This is a genomic window from Streptomyces cacaoi (assembly GCF_006539165.1).
GTDB lineage: Bacteria > Actinomycetota > Actinomycetes > Streptomycetales > Streptomycetaceae > Streptomyces > Streptomyces cacaoi.
In genome coordinates, this window is record NZ_BJMM01000008.1 from 1 (window position 1) to 20493 (window position 20493).

The following is a 20493-nucleotide window of genomic DNA, read 5'->3' on the forward strand; positions in this document are numbered from 1 at the left end:
ATGGATGCTGTTGCAACGGCGATGTCTGAAATGGAATCTGTAGCGCCTAACTGCATGAGGGCCCATCGGTAGTCGCGGCTTTCTGTGGGTGACGCGATGCAGTAGACGGATACGGCCACCGGGCGCGACACGGCGCAGCCGACGCATGTCACACAGGGGTTGCCCTTGAATGTGCGAAAGGCACACAGCCGGACTCAGCAGGTCGCGAGAGCGCGCGGACCGAGGCGTCTCAAGCCAGGGGGTGATCCTGCGAAGTCCTCAGCCCGGCCCGTCCAGGTCCGTCAGCTGTTCGGCCCTGGTGGCCAAATGAGCTGCCAGACGGTCGATCGGGTCGGTGAGGTCGATGCCGAGGATCGACTTGATCCGACCGACGCGCTGGACGATCGTGTTGCGATGCACGCCCAGCACGGCGGCCGTGCCGGTCGCTGACGATTCATAGTCGAGGTAACAGGCGAGGGTACGTACGAGTTGGCCGGACGGGTCGGCATCGTACAGAGGCTGAAGCACCGACATCGTGATATCGCGGGCCGGCTGGTAGGAGTACCAGGCAAAGAGCACTCGGCTGAAGCCCACCCGGTCGGTTCGTTCAACGGCTGCCATGGTCTCCCTCGACGCAGCCAACAGTCCAGAACTCCGCGCCTCCCGGAGCGACTTCGCCAGGCCTTCAGGGCCTTGCGCCGGTGTACCGATCCCGGCGCAGAGGCGAATGCCGTCGTTGTCACTCTCGACGGCAAGGAGCCCTGCTCGCACCTTGCCCGCCAGAGTCTTCACTTCAGCAGTGTCCAGAGCGACCTCGTCGGTCAGCCAGCACACCCAACCGTCGGGACGGTCGACGACCGACACCTCCAGACCCGCGTCCGCCAGGGCCGCTTCCAAGTCGCGCCCGGTACCGGATGGCAGATCTGCCGGATCGCCGGCTGAGAGCGAAACATGAACACCCGTGTGCCAACCGAAGAGTGGCCAACCGAGAAGAACCGCTCGCTCGGCAGCCCGACGCGAGATCGACTCCGGATGTTCGAGGATCTCCGAGAGGAGCATGGCCCGGTTTCGGCTCTCCAGCTCGTTCGCCAGCGATCCAGCTGTCAAGTCAGCGGTGAACGCCCACGCCCCGATGGAGAGCGCCTGGCGAACCGATTTCCGCAGCAGACCAGCACTTGTGGGGGCGTAGACACCGAACCACAGCTCCGCGCGCGCTCGTGGCGGCACCACCACTGGATGGAGCGCGAGGTAGCCGTTCGTGAGATCGATGGTCCGGGCAGCTGGATGAGACGCTGAGAGGCCGCTCACGATGGTGTCTGGGAGAGCCGGAGCGGGATTCTCGTCGGATCGGAGGTCGAAGAACAGGTCATCACCCTCGACCACACGTCCCGAGCTGTCGAGGAGTCCTACGTGCGCGGCCAGGACGTCACGAAGCACCCCGAGCACGACCGGCGCGGAGCCGCCCTTGCGTTCGAGCTCGTCGAGGACACGGGCGACAAGATCGGACCCGACCACCTCGGGTGCGCGCACGTTCGCGTCCATGGCTTGAACAACGGCGCTTTGGTCGATCCTCTCGGCCGTGATGACGGCCAGCCCGTGCCGATCCGCCAGTCTCGTCGTCGAGAGCGCGACACCGTGGAGAGGCGTCTCCGTGATGATGCCGGCAGCGGATGCGGCAACAGCGAATCGGACCGCAAGATCGGCTGTGGGACCGTCGAGAGGCAGCTGCTCGCGCGTGAACACGATCAAGCTGCCCGCCGGCGCCGATCCCAGAGCGGATACCGACTCGCCCGGCCGTACCCCGGTCACCTGCGCATCCAGCCCATTGGCACCGGCCACCACGGTGTACGGGTCAAGACGGCCCAGTGCGAGGAGCTGGCTCAGTACGACAGACACTACTCACCCTTCGCCCACTACTCACCCTTCGCCGCCACGTCCGGTCTGGTCGAGGGCCTCCGGCGCCAGGTCGCCGGAGGTTCTCCTCGGATTCGGAGCGCTGCCACGACCTCGATCTCGACCAGGGCCCCATGATCAGATCCGCCCCGACAGTCGCACGCGCCGGATGGGGTTCCGGCATCACCTCGCTGTAGAGGTCGTTGTCGAACCGAGCGTGTGAGCGGTATCTGGCCTGGTCAGGCATGAACCGGCCGTTCTGCCGGCAGGGACGATACAACACGTCATCGAGCCGGGAGGATGCGATGCCGTCGCTGACCGCACTGCTGGAAAACCGCGAGCAGACCGCCCGCAAGGGGTGGAGAAGCTGCGCGAGCAACTCGATGACCCGCGCGAGCAGCTGTCGGAGGCGGAACGGGCCTGGCAGCACCTACAGATCACCCGCCAGACCGTCCACGAGATCCTCACCGAACCCGAACCCGAACCCGGGGCCGGGGCCGAGCGGTCGCCCGCCGTTGCCGCAGCTCCGCCCCGATCAATCGTCCCGCTCTGGAGACCGGGCGCCGATCCGACCGGGCTCGTCCTCGACGACCAGCGCATCATGGCCGTCTTAGCCGACCACCACCGAATCGGCGGCGAGGGGCTGACCTGCCGACAGATCGCCGAGGCCATGGGCATCGAGCTGACCCCGGCCAAGATCGAAGGCGTGGTCCGCTCCCGGACCGAGCGCCTGGCCGCGCGCGGCCGGCTGGCCCGCACCGCCACGGACGCGTTCATCCTGGCGGGCCAGCCGGCGGATCATCAGCAAGGTCATCGACCAGCGGATCATCGCCGCGACGGATGCGGTGAGCCGTTCGTAGTCGCGGGCCAGGCGGCGGGTGCGCATCAGCCAGGCGAAGGTGCGCTCGACCACCCACCGCCGCGGCAGCGGCACGAAGGCGCCGTGCTGCCCGGCCGGCCGGGAGACCACGACGAGGCCCACGTGCAGGACCTGCGCGGCGTAGTCGACCAGGTCGGCGGGAAAGGCGCCGTCGGCGAAGATTGCTTCAAGGCCGGGGGCGCTCGATGGCGCGGTCGAGCAGGGTGTGGCCGATGCGGTGGTCGACCGCGTTCGCGGCGGTGATGGCGACCGCCAGCAGCAGGCCGAGGGTGTCGACCACGGTGTGCCGTTTGCGGCCCGGCACCTTCTTCGCGCCGTCGAATCCGCTGGTGGCCCTTGGGATGGTGGGCGCGGCGCGTACCGATTGGGCGTCGATGGAGCCGGCGGTCGGCTCGGCCGGCCGCTTCGCGGACTTTGCCGCGCAGCCGGTCGTGCAGCTCGGCGCTCAGGTCCTGGTCGCGTCAGCGGCGAAAGAAGGCGTAGACGGCCGTCCAGGGCGTTCTGTGGAATCAGATCTGTCAACTTCCTGCTGGTTTGCCCTGTTTGACGTCGACGATCGGCAGCAGGGTCGCGGTGGCGGGAACGCCGACCTGACGTGGAGTGAGCCCTGCTGGCGTGGGGACGCCGGTGAGTCGCTCCAGTAGCTGGTCGAGGGCTGCCTGGCGGTCGTCGACGGCAGCGCGTTCGTCGTCGGTCAGGGGATAGCGGCGAGCATCTTCTGCAGGTTCTCGGGACGAGGGGAGCTGTCCGCCTCCCCGCCGAAGGTGGAACGTGTTGTCTCGTTGTCGGGGACATCCAGACGGAACCCGGCGACCGCGGCGACTCTCATCCCGCGCCAGAAGGCCGACTTCACGGTGGGCGGGGCGATCGCTCCCGCCACACGCCGGAAGACACCCTTCCAACGGCGCGGCCCCGAGCTGCTGCCGGGCCCGGGTGAACGACGACTTGTTGGGGACCGCCCGGTCCATCCCGCCCAGGCTCCCGACCAGGTTCTCCGCGACGTCGTCGTAGGAGTCCTGCTGGAACAGCGCCAGAGCCAGCACGAAATGCGGACACCTCGGCAACCTGCAGCTCCGGATGGGAGGCGGCGTTGCAGGCCGGCCTCAGCCGGTGCAGTTTCAGCTGCTCGGCTCCGCAGTCCTGCAAGGTACGCGCCAGCGGCGCACTTCATCAATGTTCTGTGCGGTGACCGTCATGGTCGCGCCCGTGCGGACGCCGAGTTCCCGGGCGCCGCACAGTGTGCTAAGCACGCTGGTAGCTCCGCACAATCGTGGAGTCCACCGAGACAGCCCGGTTGAGGTCTTCATCCGCGTCGAACTGGGCCACCAGGGCGGCGAACACCCGCTCCCACGTGCCGTCGACGGTCCACATCCCCAGCCGGTTGTAGGCGCCCCGCCAGTTGCCGTACTTCTCCGGCAGGTGCACCCACTGGGTACCGCTCTGGAACTTGAAGGCGACCGCGCCGATCACCTCACGGTGGTCGCGCCAGCGGCCCCCCGCTTGGGCGGCCGGTCCGGTAACAACGGCTCGTTCCGCGCCCACTGCGCAGCAGTCAACGGCACGCCCGGACCAACGACTGACTGGTCCAAACGAAACCGTCCAGGTGTGTTGTCCGGACGGGTTGGTGATGCGGCTTGCTGGGGTGTGGCCACTGATTGCGGTGGGGGGCGGTGGTAGTTGTACGAGTTCAGCCGGGCGGGGAAGGCGGCATGGTGTTGTGCGTCTGAGGTGCAGGGCCGGTGGTAGGCCCACTCTTCCAGCACGGTGCGTGGCGTCCGTTGGGGCGGATGCGTACCGCGCCCTCCACGCCGGCAGGGCCCGGACTTGGCGTCCGCCATTGCGTCAGCCCTCCTCGCCCAGCAGCTCCTCGACCTCGTCGATGTGGGCCTGCAGCACTTCTGCGAGTGCGTCCGCGTCGCCATCGGCCGGCAGCGGCCACTGGCCGTCGATGCCGTTGCCGAGGGCGAATTCGGTGGTGAACTGGACCAGATCGGGAGTCGGAACGTAGATGTCGCGGAGCCAAGCGGCGAAACATGCGCCCTCGCGTGTGGTCGCTTTCTCCACGGTCACCGATGCGATGTTCTCGAAAGGGGAAGTCACCAGGCCCTCGATCCACTCGCCGGGGTCCAGCTCGATCTCGAAGGCGAAGGTTTCCGCCCCGCGCGGACCGGTTCGGCCCTCGTCCTGCAGCCAGGCCCCGGGAAACCCGTTCTGCAGCCGCTGGGTGAAGTCGTCCATGCGGAAGTTCCATGCTCCCGCGTCATCTTCGGGCGGCACAAAGATGAAGTTCACCCGACGCGCCGGCGGGGTGTACATCGGCCTGATCTCCCTCACTGTACGTAGCGTGCGTCGCCCTTGACGCCGGTCATGGCCAGCATGCTCTGCCAATAGGCCGCGGATCCCTTGTCATTGGTGACGATCTCCAGCCCCTGGACCTGCTTGTTCGGCGGGTAGTCCATCGCGGCTTGGTAACGCCTCAGCTCCCTCTCATCGCCCCCGTACATACCGTCTACCCTGGGGCTGAACTTGATCTTCCCGCTCTTGTCGTACTTGGGTTCGGTCGCCAGGGTCTCCTTCACCGCATCCAGGGAGCGGAACGTCTTTGGATTCTCGCAGTTGGGGTTCCGCACATGCTTGGCCTCCACAAGGTAGCCGTCCGAGGGCCGCATCCCGTCGACGGCCAGCCCCTTACCACTACGGCCCTTGGCCTCGGGCGGCAACGCGAGGTCGCGTTCGGGATATCCCGCTATCTTCAACTGATAGGCGTTGTCCGGCGACGAGACTCCTCCTCCGCCTGCAAAACCGCCCGCCGGGAGACTGTCACGCCAAGAGCGGAACTGCTTCTGTTCGGCGATGCTCAGTAAAGTGTGTCCGGAGTTCGGGTCGGGCGGGATCGGGTCCCTGGCGGCTATGTTCGGGTCGGCACCACCCCCGGTGGGTGCAAGCCCGGGGGCGGGGCCGTTGAAGCTTGCGGGAACCATGGGCGGCCCGCTCGGGGCGGGGGCGGGAGCCAGCGGGGGGAGCACGGGCGGGTTCCACAGCCGGTCCGTTTCCGTTGGTGGGGCCGGCAGCCGGATGCGGGCCTGTGAGCTGTCCAGGGCGTGCGCGACAGAGCCCAAAGCATGGATATGGGGGTCCCCGGTGACGGCCGCGTTGAGGCCACCGTCGTATCCATTGCCGCCGAACATCGGAGCGTTGAAGGGGTTGTCCGAAGCGAAGATGTCTGCCTTGTGGCGTACGATCGCACGTTTCGCGTCCTCGACGTGGTCAGCGTAACGATCACAGGCCTTGGCTATCTGCAAGCAGGCCGCGACAAGGTTCGCCACCAGTGTCTCGTCCGACTGGGCTTTGGGCGGCGGATCGTCGAAGCCCACGCAGCGCTTGAAGTATCGGTCGAAGGCGTCGGCAGCCTCACCCCCGTGAGCCTTTTTCGCCGTCGAGGCGTATGCCTGGGCGCTGCCGAGCACCCGTTCCATGAGGTGACCCGCCTTGCGCCACACCCCAGCGGCTTCCCGGGCCTTGTCCTCGTCCCCGCGGTAGCGGTCACCGCCGCGGGGAAAGTACTTGATCAGTGCTGAGGTGTCGCCCTTCACTTCAGGCAGCTCCTGGCCGAGGTTGAGGAACGCCTCCTCACAACCGTCGCTGGGATCGGCCATTCCCGCGGTCAAGTCCACCTGCTGGCCGGTGATCTGCGCGACAACGTCACTCTCGTTGGACATGAATTCTCGGGCCGTGCGCATGAGTCCGGAGCCGCAGTGCCCCAGGAGATAGGCACTGAACCCGACTTGATCCAGTGTCGTGGTCGACGCCGACTTGTAGACCTTGGCGAACGCCTCACCGGCGTCGTCGTCTCCAGCCATCCCACCCTGGATGCGCCCCAACTCGTGGGAGAGGGCGATAGCGGTGTCCCGCGCGCCCTTCATCACTCCCGTCATCCCCACCGAGCCCTTGATCATCTGCGATGCGGTCAGCCGCAACCCACGGCTCAAGCCCCCCACCAGCACACCCCTCCCTTGGGTATCACGACCTTACCCACTGCAGGACGAGCGATTCCATGCCGTCAAGCACGTTCTGAGCCAGCGAATCAGGCTCAGACTCACACCGCGGGTGGTGCGGCCACGGTGGACTGGCCAGGCCAAGAAGAAGGCGAACCGGACGACTCCGTCCGGACACAGACCACCACCCCACGCCGACCCGATCACCATCACCGGCATCACCGTGATGTGCCCGAAGTGCGGCGCCCGCCGCGACTGGCCGGTCATCTGCGACCGCCGCAACCAGATCTACCTCCGCTGCCGCTGCGCCCCCGAATGGCACGGACCGGAAGTGTCCCGGAGCTGCCAGGGAGGGTCGGGGGTGAGGAGACCCACAAGTCAAGTACCCCTTCTTATTGGTGAATAAGAGGAACAGCGGACCGCGGACCTAGTATTCGCCGACGATCATCTGGTTCTAGCAGCAGCCGGTGGAGGCAGAGACGGTGTTGTCGCCCGCCTCCCGGATGACTGCGTCGAGGCTCGGGGACTTCTGCCCACCTTCGCCTGCCATCGCTTCCAAGTCGGACCGGCCAGTGAGAGCGCAGCCACGCCGCCGCCACAACGAGAACGCCGGCGTCGGCGGGTGGGGCTGGTCTCGATGCCTTGACCGGCCTCGGTGCCACCGGCACCGACGACACGGACGGAGCCGCCGACGTCATGGTCACCATCTGATCGAAGCTTCGCGATACCGCGCTCACCAGCTGCGTCAGGCCGAAGTGCGCGTGACGAGGGCGGGCAGTGTGCCGTCCACGATGTCCGTCTTCGGCAGGCTGAGACCGAAGTGGTTCCCGATCACACGCAGCAGACCTCGCACCTGGTCCTGCGGCTCGTCTTCGGCCTCCTCGACTCGTTCCATCGCTTCGACGAGGTCGTCCTCCCCTCTGGCGAGTCGTTCGGCGCCCAACAGCGAGGAGTTGATGACGACCTGTCCGTTGCGGTGGTAGCGGAACTGGGCAGGGGGTGGTCCGGCTGCGGGTCGAAGACCAGCACCTCCGCATCCTTCGATACCTCCGGGTCCAGGAGGCAGCCTCCGGAAGCATCTGGACCGGTTCGTGGTCGCTCATGCGCTCGACCAGTGCCTGGGGAATCAGCCCACGGGCACACGTGACGTAGAAGTCGGGCCCTCCGCGCTGCCAGGCGTCCTGTATCCACTCGATTCCGTCACTCATGATCACAGCTCTCTGTTCGTTGAGCACCGGCAGCGGTGCGCTTGAGCATGTCCTTGCCGACTGGGACGTCATCGCACCAGTCGACGATTCCGGGAGTGGCCTCGATCTGCTTGTCGAGCTTGGCCTTCTGCTCGGCGGACAGGTCGTTGGGGCTGCCGGCCTTGAGGCAGACTGTCTTGTTGCCGTGGTCAGGGCAGCTCTTTTCCGGCTTGCCGTCGGAGGTCCCGGAGCTGGACTTCACCGGTTCGTTGCGCCGTCCGTCCTGCGGCTTTTGGTAGGCGTCCAGATCCACTGCCGGAGCACCTTTGTCGGGCTCTGGCAGCTGGATGTCCACCGCCATTTTCCGGGTCGTGAACGCCGCCCAGGATGACCAGTCGGTCTCCTACAGGCTGCCGTCGTAGGCAGAGGTGCGGAAGGTGTAGGTCTGGCCGGGCTTGAGGTTGCCGTAAGGGACGGTGACCTGAGCTGTCTTACCGGAGGCCACATAGTCGGATACGACGACGCCGTGTTCCTCGTTGACCGTCCCGCCGTTCGGAACGGATGGGCCCTTGAGCATGACCTGCTTGTCCGGTGTGCCATCGGCCTTGGTGGTCCACACCTGGAAAGTCAGCGTGGACTTGTCGCCGTCGGCGTCGGTGACGGTGTTTTGCAAGGTAGCCGCCGGGGTGCGGTCGACCAGCCACGCCTTGCCGGACTTCTCAAACGGCGGCCCGGCGCTGGCGGACGCCTTCCAGCAGTTCACCGGTGAGCTGGGCGGCGGCGTTGCTGATCTGGTTGAGGCTGTACACGGAGTGCTCCTTCCGAACCGCCCTCGACCCGGGCAGCGAAGGTGCATTTCGGCCTGAAGCTGACGTCGGCCCAGCAGCGGGTGCTCCGCGAGCACGGTCTGAGTTGAGCCTTTGCGCAAGGTGCGGTGCGTACGCGGTGCCCACCCACTCGTCGGCACCGTTCGCGCCCGTGTCGGAGTCACCGGGCTCGGCCGTGGCCGCGAGAGGCCGCGGCGGTCGGAGAACCCCGCAGCCCTCAACGGTCGCGCGCGTCGCTCTGCTCGATCGCCGAGCAGATGCGCTCTCCGATGGTCGTCAACTGCCGCTGCTGGGCGGGGGTGAGCGCATCGAAGACGAGGCGGCGTGCGGTGGCGACATGGTCCGGTGCGGTGCGGGCCATCTTCTCCTGTCCCGCGGGGGTCAGTGACGCGTAGCTGTAGCGGCTGTCGTCGGGATCGGGGGTGCGCTCGATCCAGCCCTTGTTCTCCAGACGGCGCAGCAGGTGGGAGACGCGGGAGAGGGAGCTGCCGGCGGTGGCGGCGAGGTCCCTGGGGCGCAGGGCCCCCTCGGGCGCCATGCTCAGGGCGGCCATCACGTGGTACTCGAAGTGGGTCATGCCGGCGTCGCGCTGCATCTGGGTGTCGAGGGCGGCGGGAAGACGGGTGGCCAGGGCGACAAGCGCGAGCCAGGTGCGGGTTTCCTCTTCGTTCAGCCACTTCGGCTCGGTTGCGTCCATGCGCCGATTCTATGTGCGCATCCCAGCGGGCAACACCCGCATCGGGTTGAACGTTCACGCTGTACAGGTTGACGCTTCACGCTGGGCGTGTCTACCTTCAACGTGAACATTCAACGTGTTGTTCGCAGGTTCCTACGCCCTGACCTGCAACTGGAGGCGAACGATGATCGACCGCGATACCTTTGTCGAGCTGATGAGCGGGGTGTGCTCCCCGGTCACCGTCGTGACGACGATGTCCGTCGACGGACGGCCGTACGGCAGCACCGTGTCCAGCTTCATCTCGCTCTCACTCGACCCACCGCTGGCGAGCTTCGCCCTGCACCGCACCTCCGGACTGCTGGCCCGTGCGCGGCCGGGGGACCGGGTGGGAGTGAACATACTCGGCGCTCATCAGCAGCGGTTGGCGTCCACGTTCGCCCGTCGGCGCCCGGGCCGGGACTCGAAGTTCGACGGTGTCACCTGGACCGTCCGCAACGGCCTGCCGCACCTGCCCCGGTCGGCCGGCTGGACGGCCGGCCGGGTCGAACGCCATGTGGACGGCGGCGACCACATCCTGCTCATCGTGAGCGTCGAAGAGGTCGAACCGGCCACCGCCGCCCCGCTGGTCTACGCGCGCCGGACCTTCGCCACGCCCTCCCCGCTCGCCGTCGCGAGCTGACCCCCCCCGAACCGCAGAAACGGAATCAACGGAAACAACGGAACAATGACGAAAACCATCATGGGCGCCCCGCACGATCCCCACGACCCGCCCTCTCCGCGTACGGGCGACACGACGCACGCACCGCGGTTCGTGCGGTCCGACCTCGTCGCGCGTGCTGCCGCACTGCGGCCGCTGCTCGCCGTCAACGCCGACCGTGCCGACCGCGAGCGCGAGGTGCCCGCGGAGAACATCACCGCCCTGGCCGGGGCCGGGCTGCTCTCGTTGACGCGGCCCGCCCGTTACGGAGGTCTCCAGACCGACCTGCGCACCCTGCTGGAGGTCGGCCGCGAGGTCGGCCGCGCCTGCGGGTCGACCGCCTGGGTGACCTCGCTGCTCAACGGCAACGCGTGGTTCGTCGGGCTCTTCCCGGCCCAGGCCCAGGACGACGTCTGGGCGGCCACCCCCGACGCCCTGGTCGCCGGCGTCGTGACCCCCTCGGGCACCGCGAGCCCGGTCGACGGCGGGTACCGGGTGAGCGGGCGATGGGCTCCCGCCTCCGGGTGCGCCCACGCCGACTGGGCGGTCCTCGGGGTGAAGCGGCCGGACGCCGGGGACACACCGGACGCCGTCGGCATCGTCCTCGTACCGATGTCGGAACTGACCGTCGAGGACACCTGGTTCGTGGCGGGTATGCGCGGAACCGCGTCCAACACCCTCGTCGGCGACGACCTGTTCGTACCCGCGCACCGCTTCCACTCCGTCCCCCGCGCCGTCGAGAGCCGCTACGCCACCCCCTTCACCGACGAGGCGCTCTACCGGGCACCCTTCGTATCGGTCGCCGCGCTGGTACTGACCGGGCCCCCACTCGGCCTGGCCGCGGCGGCCGTCGACCTCCTGCTGGAGAAGGCCCCACAGCGAGCGCTGACCATGACCGGCTACACCACGCAGGCCGAGGCGCCCACCGTCCAACTCGCCGCAGCGCGGGCGGCATCGCTCGCCGACTCCGCCACGCTGCACGCCTACCGCGCGGCCGACGACCTCGACGAGGCCGCACGGACCGGGGTGTCCCCCGGCTACGACGCCCGCGCACGGATCCGTATGGACGGGGGAGTGGCGGCGGTCCACGCGCGCGAAGCGGTCCGCGTCGTGTGCTCGGCCCAGGGGGCGTCGAGCTTCAGCGAGTCCAACCCGCTACAGCGCATCTGGCGCGACATCGAGACCGCGAGCCGCCACGCCGTCCTCAACCCCGAGGTGGCCGCCGAGATCTACGGCAAGTCGCTCTTCGGCATCCGGGGCACGGTGACGGCGATGGTGTAGGACGCCCTCCGCCCAGCTCACCCATCCATCCATCCACCCACCGCACCGCCGCATCCCTCCGCGATGCCGGCGACGACATCAACACACCTTGGAGAACACTGTCATGACTGTCACGAGTGCCATGAAAGCCATACGTTTCCACGAGTTCGGCGGCAGCGAGGTCCTGCGTTTCGAGGACGTCGACCGTCCGGTCCCCGGCGCCGGGCAGGTGCTGGTGCGGGTGGCGGCCACGTCGTTCAACCCGGTCGACAGCCATATCCGCGCCGGCGCCCTGGGCGAGCTGCTGCCGATCACCTTCCCCTACGTGACCGGCATCGACCTGGCGGGCACGGTCGCCGGATGCGGCCCGGACGTCACAGGGTGGGAACTCGGAGCGCCGGTCGTGGCCATGCTGCCCCTCGACTCGGCCGGCGGCGCCGCCGAGTACGTCCTCGTTCCGGCCGGGTCCCTGGCCCCGGCGCCCCGGACGATCGACCTCGTCGACGCGGCGGCGCTGCCGCTGACCGGCCTCGCGGCCTGGCAGACGCTGTTCGAGCTGGCCGAGCTGAAGCCCGGCCAGACCGTCCTGGTCAACGGGGCGGGAGGCGCGGTCGGCGGCCTCGTGGTGCAGCTCGCCGTCGACGCGGGCGCGCACGTCACCGCGGTGGACGTGCCACGCCACGCCGACCGCCTCCGGGAGTACGGCGCTGACCGGGTCGTCGGCCCCCTCGACCTCGACACGGGTCCGGCCGCCGTGGGGGGTCCGTTCCAGGTCGTGGTCAACCATGTACGCCTCTCCCCGGACGGGCTGGCGCGTCTGACGCAGTACGCCGCCGACGGCGGAGCCGTCGCCAGCAGCGCCGGGCCGGTCCCCGAGGACCCCGCCCGGGGAGTACGCAGCGCCGGCCTGTGGGTGCGCAGCGACGGAGCCCAACTGACCGAACTGGCCGCCAAGGTGGACGCGGGCACGCTCCGGCTCCATGTCGCCGCCCGCCGCCCCATGGCCGACCTGCCCGCCCTGCACGAGGAGTCCGATGCCGGACGACTCGTCGGTAAGACGGTCGTCAGCGTGCCCTGAGCACCTCTGGCCCCGTCCCCACCACGGTCAGGGTGACCGTCGGCAGCCGTGCGGTCGTTACGGACCAGTTCGGCGAGGGGCGAGGGACGGCTGTGCGGGGGCCGGGCGATGTGGGTGAGGCCGGGCGAGCGAGCGACGGGGACCTGATCCGCCGGCAGCACGACCGCTTCGGGAAGCACACCCCCGCCCCGCGCCTGGGCGCCGCCGAGGCCGAGCAGGTCCTGCGCGGCTTCCTCCCGCAGCGGGGCCCAGGCACCCGACGTACCGGGCGATCGAGGAACTCGGGCGGGCGGTCCGTGCGGCGTTCATCTGCGACCACCTCGCCGACGCGGACCTGCGCCGCGGGATCAACGGCGGGCTCCAGGTCGTGGAGCGTCGTCGGCGGCGCCGCCCAGGCGGGAGAGGTCGATGGACAGCATCGGCGCGTTCGGGGCGAAGGCGACGGTCGATTCGGCGTCGAACATGCCGGCCAGGTCATGCCGGCCAGGTCTTCATGGGCCAGTCGGCGCCGCTGTGGCCGGGCGTCAGCCGCCCACGGCGGTCGACCGGACGGCCGCCGCTGCCCGCTTGCGCCGCCTGCGCAGCAGCACGACGACGAGTGCGAAGACCTGGAGCACGAGGTCCAGGCCCGGCAGGTCGGCGGTCGCCTCCGAGCGGACGTGGCCGGTGCGGCGGATCGTGCCGGCGGGCTCGCCGTCGCCGCCGAGCATGGTGTACTCCCGGTCTGCCGGCGCGGTCCGCCGGAACGGGATGACCCGCCCGGAACACGTGATGTGCCAGCTTCGGCGCACCCGGTCCGTGGTCGCGAGGACGGTCCCGTCGGCGTCGAGCAGTTCGTGGACACCACTGAAGCGGTGCACGCGGACGCGGTAGCCGACCCCGTGCAGGGTGAACCGCGCACCGGTGCCGCCTCGGCGCAAGGAGAACGCCGTCAGCGCCCGGCCGTCCTCGGTGAACTCGTACTGCTGGCTCGGCAGATGGACCCTCTTCGCGTGCAACATGGCTTCATCCCAGCATCGCCCCGCCGACCGGACCCATGCCATCTGTCATGCCTGACGGGCGACAGAACGGACGGGGGCGCCGGTCACGGGTGGGCCATGCTTGCCCGCATGCCCCCTGTCTCCCCGACCGCTCCCTGTCCGCCCCTACAGCAGCCGGGCCGTAACATGAGCGACGTGGGCGCACGCGATCCGGACGAGTTCTCCGCCGACCAGTGGCCGGACTGGAGTTTCTGGAAGAACCAGCCGGGCGGCCCCAGGGGCCGCGTGGCCGTCGCCACGGCCACGGCGCTGGCCTCCCTCACCCTGATCGCGCGGGCCAGGGACATCGCACACGGCACCGCACCTCCCCTGCTCACCTCGCTCACGCTCGGCCTCCTCGCCTGCTACGTCGTCGGCTGCGTGCTGGCGCCCTGGTACGGGCCGGTGGCGCTGCACCGGGGCCGCGTCGCCGTCGTGGCCGTGATGTTCCTCCTCGGGGCGGCACCGGCCGTGCTTCTCGCGTCGCCGTCCTACCTGACGGATCTGACCTTCGCCCTCTCGATCGGACTCATGCTGCTGCCGCTGCGCCACGCGCTGCTGCTCGGCCTCGCCACGGTGCTGGGACAGATCGTCTGGATGCGTCTCGCGCGGGGCGAGGTGGCCTGGGCGCAGGTGGCCGTCCTCGTCGGTGTCACCGCGGCACTCGGCACCGTGTTCGCGCTCAGCTTCACGGTCGGCCATCTGCGGGCCGCGCGCGAGCAGATCAAGAGGCTGGCCGTGAACCAGGAACGGGAACGGGTCGCCCGGGACATGCACGACGTCCTCGGCCACAGCCTCTCCACCATGACCGTCAAACTGGGTCTGACGCGGCGCATCCTGGAGTCCTCGAGAGATGTGGCCCTCGCCGTCGGCCAGGTCACCGAGCTGGAGAACATGGCGCGCACGGCGCTGTCCGATGTGCGGGCCACCATCTCGGACTACCGCACTCTGTCCCTGGACAGCGAGCTCGCCGGCGCCCGGGTGGCGCTGCGGGCCGGCGGCATCCGGGCCGATCTGCCCGCCGCGACCGACGCTGTGCGCGCCGACCTGCGCGAGGTGTTCGGCTACGTCGTGCGGGAGGCGGTCACCAACGTGCTGCGGCACTCCGACGCCGAACTGTGCACGGTCCGCCTCGGGCCCGACTGGGTCGAGGTCACCGACAACGGCAGCTCCACCGGCGTGGCGAGCGCCGGGAACGGACTCACCGGCCTCGCCGAACGGCTGGCCGCCGTGTCGGGCACCCTCGAACACAGGTCTGTCCCCGGCGGCGGGTTCCGGGTCCTCGCCCGCGGGCCGGCCCCGGCGACCGACCTCGCACCGCCACAGGAAGCCGGGTCGGCATGATCCGCGTCCTGCTGGCCGACGACCAGGCACTCGTACGCGGCGCCCTCGCGGCCGTGCTCCGGCTCGAACCCGACATCGACGTGGTTGCCGAGGTCGGCACCGGCACCGAGGTGCCGGCCGCCGCGCAGCGGACCGCGCCCGACATCGCGCTGCTCGACGTGCAGATGCCCGGCCGGGACGGCTTGGCCGTCGCCGCCGACCTACAGCGGGCGCTGCCGGGCTGCCGCACCATCATCTGCACGACCTTCAGCCGGCCCGGCTACCTCGTGCGGGCGATGTCCGCGGGCGCGGCCGGGTACGTCGTGAAGGACTCCCCGCCGGAACAACTGGTCGACGCGATCCGCCGCGTCCACGCCGGCCTGCGGTTCGTGGATCCGGCCCTCGCCGCGGAAGCGCTGGCCGGCGGTGCGAGTCCGCTGACCGAGCGCGAGGCGGACGTGCTGCGCGCCACCGCGGAGGGCGGCACCGTGGCCGACATCGCCAGGGCGCTCCAGCTGTCCCCGGGCACCGTGCGCAACCACCTGTCGTCGGCGATCGGCAAGACGCAGGCCCGCACCCGCGCCGAGGCGGCCCGGCTCGCGGAAGCCAACGGCTGGCTGTGACCGTGCCGCCGCCCACCAGGGCCTGCTCCGCGGGACGTACTCCCCGTGGAGACGTGGAGATGCTGCCGACTGTGAAGCTCCGGGTCCGCCCGGATCCTTCCGGATGCGCGGCCGTCACCCGCACCGGCGGTCCCACCGCGGTACCGGCTCCCGGCGGAGCCGGTCCCACCCAGGACGCCTCGAACTCGAAGCCGACGGCGCGCTGTACGGCCGTGGCGCCGGCCGGTCCATGGGGTCCGGGCGCGTGTGTGTGGTGGTGCTCCCCGTCCGGGTGCCCGGTGTCCTTCGGTACCGGTCCCGCCATCGCCCGTGCCGCGTTCGCCTCCGCCGCCCGCTCGAAGCGGTCGGAGGGGTCGCTCACCCGGAGTCCGTCACCGTTGTTCCTGCCCGCGACCGGGCCCTGCCGTTGCTGGACGACATGCGTCAGCTCATGGGCCAGCGTGCGTTTGTCGGCACCTTGCGCGCCGATGACGATGTGCTCTCCCGAGGTGTAGGCACGGGCTCCCAGCTCTGCCGCCGAGCGTCGGGCGGTGGCGTCGCTGTGCACCTGTACCCGGGAGAAGTCCGCGCCGAGCCGGGCTTCCAGCTCGGTGCGCGTGTCGTCGTCGAGGGGGCGGCCCTGCGCCCGGTCCGCCTCAGCCCCGGTCGGCCGTGAGGATCTCGGCCGCTCGCTCGCCGACCACCATCGAAGGTGCCATGGTGTTGGCGACCGTCACATGGGGCAGCACCGAGGCGTCGGCGACGCGGAGGCCCTCGACGCCGTGCACCTTGAGCCGCGCGTCCACCACGGCTCCCTCGTCCTGGCCCATCCGGGACGTACCGCACTGGTGCCAGTAGGTTCCCACGGCGTTCCGTACGAACCTCTCGACCGTGTCCGGCGCGGTGGACGCCGGGGACACCTCCCGCTCGACGAACGGGCGGAGCGCGGCGGAGTTGCCGGTCTCCCGGGCCGTGGCGACGGCGGACAGGGCCGAGCGCACATCGTCGGGGTCGGCGAGGAAGTTCGTCTCGACGCGCACTCCCGCCGTCGGGTCCGTACCCGCCAGGCGGACCCGGCCGCGGCTGCCGCCGCGCGGGCGCATGGCGGGCATCAGGGTGAAGCACCGCTCCGGCGGCGGGTACTGCGCCGCGCTCTCGGGGGAGACGGACGGCGCGGGCGAGACGTACATGACGAACTCCGGTGCGCCGGGGCGTGTCCCGTCCTCCCAGAAGCAGACGGCCTGGCTCCGGGTGGGCACCGGCAGCGGCACGTCCTTCGCCTCCCACATGCAGGGCAGGCGCATGTGGTCGTCGAGGTTGCGGCCGACGCCGGGCAGGTGCTGGACCAACGGGATGCCCAGGTCCCGCAGTTCGTCCGCGTCACCGACCCCGGACCGCATGAGGACGGCCGGGGTGCCGAGCGCACCCAGCGACAGCACCACCTCCTGCGACGCGTGCACGCGCAGCGGCTTGCCGTCGCGCACGATCTCGACGCCGCGGGCCCGGCCCGCGGCGAGCAGGACGCGGGAGACCGTGGTGTGCGGCAGCACCGTGAGGTTCGGCTGCCCCGCGCGGTCGGCGACGTAGCGGCGGAAGGGGGTCTGCCGCACGCCGTCGTGGATGTTCTCGTCCCGCACGGAACAGGCCGAATCGGCCTGCATGAGGGCGCCGTTGGCGCTGTCGAACCGGGGAATGCCGGTGGCCTCGGCGCCGTCGAGGAAGGCGGTGAAGAGCGGGTGCACGTCCTGCGAGGGCCGTATCCGCATCGGCCCGCCGGTGCCCCGGCGCCCGGGGTCGGGCGCGCCCTGCCAGTCCTCGATGGCGCGGTAGTGCTCCGTGACGTGCGCGTAGCCCCACGCGGGATCGCCCGCTGCCTCGGCGTACGAGTCCCAGTCGCTGCGGTGGCCACGGGCCCACACTCCCGCGTTGACGGCGCTGCCCCCGCCCAGCCCGCGGCCGGTGGCACAGGCGAGCCGGCGCCCGTTCAGATGCGGGTTCGGCTCCGTGACGTGGTCCCAGGTGCGCTCGCTGCCGAGGTTGGCGGGCCACAGGTCGGGATCGCGGACCCGCTCGTCCTCGTCGTCGCCGCCGCTCTCGACGAGCAGCACCGTGACGGCGGGATCGGCCGCGAGCCGGCCCGCGAGCACCGAACCGGACGCACCGGCGCCGCAGACGATGTAGTCGAACGTGGCGCCCTGGACCATGTGGTCGGCGAGGGCGAGCCGGTGCGAGCGCCTGGTCGTGGTCGTCCCGGCCTGTTCGGGGCGGTGCGTCATGCTCGGCGTCTCCCTGGGATGTCAGTCGCGGTCGGTGTCCCGGGCCTGTGCGTAACCGAGTTCGAGCAAGGCGGCACGCAGTCGCGCCGCGGCGTCGTCCAGAGCCGACTGGTCCTCCTCCGGCTCGGCCTTGGTGAAGTCGAAGTCGGACATGTCCCAGGCAGGGGCCACGTGTATGTGGAGGTGCGGCACCTCGAAACCCGCGATGACGAGGCCGGCTCGCGGCGCGTCCCAGGCCCGCCGCACCCCTTGCCCAACGGCCTGGGCGACCTCCACGCACCGCGCCAGAAGCGCGCCGTCGGCATCCGTCCACCGGTCGATCTCGCGCCGGGGCACGACGAGAGTGTGGCCGGGCCGCAGGGGCGCGATGCTGAGAAACGCGGTGACCTCGGGGTCCCGCCAGACGAAGCGTCCGGGGAGCTCGCCGGCGATGATGCGGGAGAAGAGAGTGGGCATGGCTGATTTCCTTCCTTGGTCATACGGTGCGCGTGCTCTCCTCGGGAGCGTGCGCCGGGTGCGTACGCGTTCTATCGGTGCCCTTGCTCCGGGTTCCGGTCCTGCTCCGGGTTCCGGTCCTGCTCCGGGTCCCGGTCCTGCTCCGGTTCCTGGGCGAAGTCCGCGGGGCGGAAGGTGAGTTCGTCGCGCGACCACCTGTCGTCCCGCTGGAAGGCTTCGTCGTCGAAGCCGGCGAGGGTGTCGCGAAGCTGGCGGAGATTGCCCTGCTCGAAGTAGAGGGCGCGCAGGGTGTACTCGGATACGGCCAGGGTGTGTCTGCGGTCCTCGTGCGGGATCAGCCCCATCTCCGCGGCGCGGCGGTGCCCCCAGACCACGTCGCGGATGTCCTCGTCCACCCGTCGCAGGCGGGCGTCGAGGAGGGAGAGCAGCTTCGGCAGCGGCGTCCCGCGGCCGAGGAAGACCCGGAGCAGCACAGGGTCCTTGATCGTCACGGTGTCGTCGCCCCCCTCGACGACCCACTGCCGCAGCGCGCTCTCGCCCTCCGGCGTGATGCGGAACACCTGGGCGCGGCGCGATCCGCCCAGCGACACCTCGCTGTCCTGCACCAGGCCCAGGGCCAGCAGCCGCCGTAGTTCGCGGCGGATGTGGCTGACGGCCGGTGCCGAGTAGAAGAAGCGCAGGGCGAAGGCCGTCCGTTGCTTGATCTCGCCCGCCGAGAGCTTCTCGCCGTTGACGGACAGGATCCCGAGGACGGCGTACGCGGTGGCGGTCAACTCCTCGGCTGCCCGGGGCGGTTCGTGCGCGCCGTGCGCGTCTTGCGTGTCGTGCGGCTCGTGCACGTCGTGCCCCTCGTGCAACTCGTGCCCGGTGGCCGCGTCGCCTTCGGCTCCCGTCCGGGGCGTGTCGTTGTGGTCCTGCATGCGCGAAGCATAGGCGGCAGTTGCGCCCTCCGTGCACGAGGAGTCACCATCTCCTTGGACTATTAGTCCCGCCGAGGATGAGCGCACAACCTGGTATGCCTCAATCCTGGATGTGGACGATACCGCGAACCGCAGGGTTTCTGCGCCTTGTTGACCCAGAAGTCGGGGGGAGCGGGTGCGAACGACAGGCACGGCACCCGCTCCCTCTGTAGGACTAGTAGTCTCATGCAGGGTAGTCAATCGCGACGAAGGGCAGCAGAAATGCGGGACACGGGCTCCGAGGACCGGCTGCGTCGGCCGGCGCGCATCCGCTCCGTGCGGGTGGGCGAGCTGCGAGTGAGTTATGTGCCGGACGGGGCGGTCAAGATGGTTCCGCGCAGCCTCTTCCCGACCACGTCGGACGGGACATGGGAGCGGAACGGTCAATACCTCGACGCGTCCGGCTGGTTGACGATCAGCGCCGGCGGCCTGCTGATCGAGCACGGCGAGCGTGCCATGCTGGTCGACGCCGGCTACGGCCCGTTCCCCGAGCCGGTCTCCATGGAGGAACACGGCATGGCGTCGATGTACGGCGGTTCGCTCCTGGAGAGCCTCGCCGCGCTCGGACGCCGTCCGCACGAGATCGAGGCGGTCGCGATCACCCACCTCCACGTCGAGCACCTGGGCTGGGCCGCGCACCCGGAACCGGGCAGCGCCGACCCCGCCTTCGGACACGCGCAGTACCTCGTCTCGGCCAGGGAGTGGGAGGACCGCCGTACGACGTTCGGCGTGACCGAGCAGGTCGCGGACGCCCTCGCGCCGCGCGTGCGTGTCGTCGCGGACGGTGACGAGGTGTTCCCGGGGGTACGCGCCGTCGCGTTGCCCGGCCACACGGCCGGGCAGATGGGGTACGAGGTGACCTCCGGCGACGCCCGCCTGCTCGCGTTCGCCGATGTCCTGCACTCCCCGGTCCAAGTGGCCCACCCGGACTGGGCGATCGTCGGGGAACCGGCGGCCGACGCCTCGGCCGCGCTGCGGCGTCAGGTGCTCGCCCGGCTCGCCGACGAGGACATCGTCGGGTTCGGCATCCACTTCGCCGACGTCCCCTTCGGCAGGGTCCGGCGCGACGGGGACACCTTCGCCTGGGCGCCGCTGGACCAGGAACCGCAGGCCGAGGGTCCGTACGCGCCGTCCGGGAACGCGGCGGACGGCGCGTGACCGCACGGCGCCCCGCCGACTGACGTCGGCCCAGCAGCGTGTTGCTCCGTGAGCACGGTCCGCGCTGAGCCTCTCCGGGCCGGGCCGTACGGCGCGAGCGCGGTGCCCACCACCTGTCGGCACCGCTCGCGCCCGTCCTGTGCCAGGCGGCCGTACGGGTCGGCCGTGACCGTGACCGAGCTGTGTCCCGGTCACCCCGAGACCTCGTGGCGGGCCACGCCGGGTGGG

General features: G+C 70.1%; 21 protein-coding genes and 1 pseudogene. 6 read left to right on the forward strand and 16 right to left on the reverse strand.

From position 1 onward, the window contains the following. Positions 1-258: 258 nt before the first annotated feature. The 11 genes from SCA03_RS10785 to SCA03_RS10845 all read right to left on the reverse strand — a co-directional run bounded on the left by SCA03_RS10785 (position 259) and on the right by SCA03_RS10845 (position 9458). Entirely contained in the window at positions 259-1875 is a 1617-nt protein-coding gene (locus SCA03_RS10785; RefSeq protein WP_030896154.1) for a PucR family transcriptional regulator, read from the reverse strand. A 607-nt stretch (positions 1876-2482) separates the two neighbouring features. Beyond that, positions 2483-2854, reverse strand: a complete 372-nt coding sequence (locus SCA03_RS36075) for an IS5/IS1182 family transposase (RefSeq protein ID WP_063764793.1) — start codon at positions 2852-2854, stop codon at positions 2483-2485. Positions 2855-2918: 64 nt separating this feature from the next. Further along, positions 2919-3128, reverse strand: coding sequence for a transposase (locus SCA03_RS36080; protein ID WP_086814881.1), 210 nt, complete (start codon positions 3126-3128; stop codon positions 2919-2921). A gap of 142 nt (positions 3129-3270) precedes the next feature. Then, positions 3271-3795, reverse strand: coding sequence for a transposase domain-containing protein (locus tag SCA03_RS36085; protein WP_201453786.1), 525 nt, complete (start codon positions 3793-3795; stop codon positions 3271-3273). Between the two features lie 199 nt (positions 3796-3994). Next, positions 3995-4504: a transposase gene (locus SCA03_RS37195; protein WP_086814880.1), complete on the reverse strand. Its 510-nt coding sequence runs from the start codon at positions 4502-4504 to the stop codon at positions 3995-3997. 90 nt (positions 4505-4594) lie between these two features. After that, positions 4595-5086 carry a hypothetical protein gene (locus tag SCA03_RS10815; RefSeq protein ID WP_141275338.1) on the reverse strand — a complete coding sequence of 164 codons (492 nt, stop codon included), beginning with the start codon at positions 5084-5086 and terminating at the stop codon, positions 4595-4597. Next, positions 5083-6756 carry a restriction endonuclease fold toxin-2 domain-containing protein gene (locus SCA03_RS10820; RefSeq protein ID WP_230988589.1) on the reverse strand — a complete coding sequence of 558 codons (1674 nt, stop codon included), beginning with the start codon at positions 6754-6756 and terminating at the stop codon, positions 5083-5085. Before SCA03_RS10820 ends, SCA03_RS10815 begins: the two co-directional genes overlap by 4 nt. A gap of 736 nt (positions 6757-7492) precedes the next feature. Next, positions 7493-7690, reverse strand: a complete 198-nt coding sequence (locus SCA03_RS10830) for a hypothetical protein (RefSeq protein ID WP_141275339.1) — start codon at positions 7688-7690, stop codon at positions 7493-7495. A gap of 257 nt (positions 7691-7947) precedes the next feature. Then, positions 7948-8295: a hypothetical protein gene (locus tag SCA03_RS10835; protein ID WP_141275340.1), complete on the reverse strand. Its 348-nt coding sequence runs from the start codon at positions 8293-8295 to the stop codon at positions 7948-7950. Positions 8296-8337: 42 nt separating this feature from the next. Then, positions 8338-8697 (reverse strand): hypothetical protein, encoded by a 360-nt coding sequence (locus SCA03_RS10840; RefSeq protein ID WP_143665105.1) that lies wholly within the window; start codon positions 8695-8697, stop codon positions 8338-8340. A gap of 281 nt (positions 8698-8978) precedes the next feature. Further along, complete coding sequence (locus tag SCA03_RS10845) at positions 8979-9458, reverse strand: MarR family winged helix-turn-helix transcriptional regulator (RefSeq protein ID WP_030875936.1); 480 nt, start codon at positions 9456-9458, stop codon at positions 8979-8981. A gap of 163 nt (positions 9459-9621) precedes the next feature. On the opposite strand from SCA03_RS10845, the gene SCA03_RS10850 reads away from it, so the two are divergent. The 3 genes from SCA03_RS10850 to SCA03_RS10860 all read left to right on the forward strand — a co-directional run bounded on the left by SCA03_RS10850 (position 9622) and on the right by SCA03_RS10860 (position 12472). After that, the gene (locus SCA03_RS10850) at positions 9622-10116 is read left to right on the forward strand and encodes a flavin reductase family protein (RefSeq protein WP_086815287.1); all 495 of its coding nucleotides are present in this window, start codon (positions 9622-9624) and stop codon (positions 10114-10116) included. Between the two features lie 45 nt (positions 10117-10161). Next, complete coding sequence (locus SCA03_RS10855; protein WP_230988590.1) at positions 10162-11415, forward strand: acyl-CoA dehydrogenase family protein; 1254 nt, start codon at positions 10162-10164, stop codon at positions 11413-11415. Between the two features lie 103 nt (positions 11416-11518). After that, on the forward strand, positions 11519-12472 hold the full coding sequence (locus tag SCA03_RS10860) for an NADP-dependent oxidoreductase (RefSeq protein ID WP_230988591.1): 954 nt from the start codon (positions 11519-11521) through the stop codon (positions 12470-12472). 524 nt (positions 12473-12996) lie between these two features. Here the strand turns inward: SCA03_RS10860 and SCA03_RS36095 are convergent. Continuing rightward, entirely contained in the window at positions 12997-13473 is a 477-nt protein-coding gene (locus tag SCA03_RS36095; protein WP_030875949.1) for a hypothetical protein, read from the reverse strand. Between the two features lie 165 nt (positions 13474-13638). Between SCA03_RS36095 and SCA03_RS10870 the strand changes: the two genes are divergently transcribed. Both SCA03_RS10870 and SCA03_RS10875 read left to right on the forward strand, forming a co-directional pair. After that, entirely contained in the window at positions 13639-14835 is a 1197-nt protein-coding gene (locus SCA03_RS10870; protein WP_086815284.1) for a sensor histidine kinase, read from the forward strand. Beyond that, entirely contained in the window at positions 14832-15437 is a 606-nt protein-coding gene (locus SCA03_RS10875) for a response regulator transcription factor (protein ID WP_030875955.1), read from the forward strand. Before SCA03_RS10870 ends, SCA03_RS10875 begins: the two co-directional genes overlap by 4 nt. A gap of 457 nt (positions 15438-15894) precedes the next feature. Here SCA03_RS10875 and SCA03_RS37200 read toward each other — a convergent pair. The 4 genes and pseudogenes from SCA03_RS37200 to SCA03_RS10895 form a co-directional block, all read right to left on the reverse strand. Then, positions 15895-16023, reverse strand: a pseudogene (locus SCA03_RS37200) (eCIS core domain-containing protein); the annotation flags it as partial. Positions 16024-16072: 49 nt separating this feature from the next. After that, on the reverse strand, positions 16073-17692 hold the full coding sequence (locus SCA03_RS10885; protein ID WP_086815283.1) for a GMC family oxidoreductase: 1620 nt from the start codon (positions 17690-17692) through the stop codon (positions 16073-16075). Positions 17693-17713: 21 nt separating this feature from the next. Next, on the reverse strand, positions 17714-18148 hold the full coding sequence (locus SCA03_RS10890) for an HIT family protein (RefSeq protein ID WP_030875962.1): 435 nt from the start codon (positions 18146-18148) through the stop codon (positions 17714-17716). A gap of 71 nt (positions 18149-18219) precedes the next feature. Next, the gene (locus tag SCA03_RS10895) at positions 18220-19068 is read right to left on the reverse strand and encodes a hypothetical protein (RefSeq protein ID WP_086815282.1); all 849 of its coding nucleotides are present in this window, start codon (positions 19066-19068) and stop codon (positions 18220-18222) included. Between the two features lie 261 nt (positions 19069-19329). Between SCA03_RS10895 and SCA03_RS10900 the strand changes: the two genes are divergently transcribed. Beyond that, positions 19330-20265: an MBL fold metallo-hydrolase gene (locus SCA03_RS10900; RefSeq protein ID WP_086815281.1), complete on the forward strand. Its 936-nt coding sequence runs from the start codon at positions 19330-19332 to the stop codon at positions 20263-20265. Positions 20266-20493: the final 228 nt, after the last annotated feature.